Source organism: Porphyromonas uenonis 60-3, from assembly GCF_000174775.1.
GTDB classification, from domain to species: Bacteria; Bacteroidota; Bacteroidia; order Bacteroidales; family Porphyromonadaceae; genus Porphyromonas; species Porphyromonas uenonis_A.
Genome location: NZ_ACLR01000100.1, coordinates 1 through 501 on the forward strand (window position 1 = coordinate 1; position 501 = coordinate 501).

Consider the following 501-nt stretch of genomic DNA (forward strand, 5'->3'; position numbering starts at 1 on the left):
ATGCTACAACATAGCAAATGTCTCAACAGATCGCAAAGAAGAGCGACGCCACAACTGATCCAAACTTGTAGGACACAAGCTCCACACCACCCCTACAGTTGGCATACACCAACTACTACACGATATTCGTTGTGTAGTCTAGGCTAGTGGGAGGAAGAGCCCGTCAGACGTATCCTCCGACCAAGTCCCCCCCCCGCTACCGTTATTATATATAGGAAACGATGAGTAGGCTCTCAAGTCTATTATCTAGTGAAGAAAGTCTCCCAGAGAAACGACGCCCCCCTTCAACTGCCAACAGCCAACAGCCAACAGCTCCCCACACTTATGAAGTTGGTCTTACAGATGTGGTTAAGAGATACTATAAGCTGTCTATGATTTAAACTTGATAGGACGAGCGGGACACCCCACAACAACGCAGTCTGCAGGAATGTCTTTTGTCACTACAGCACCTGCTCCTATCGTTGTGTTTTTTCCTATGGAGATACGATTGATGATCGAAGA

At 47.1% G+C, this 501-nt stretch carries 1 pseudogene; it reads right to left on the minus strand.

From position 1 onward, the window contains the following. Nucleotides 1-369: 369 nt before the first annotated feature. Nucleotides 370-501, minus strand: a pseudogene (locus PORUE0001_RS11110) (acetyltransferase); the annotation flags it as partial.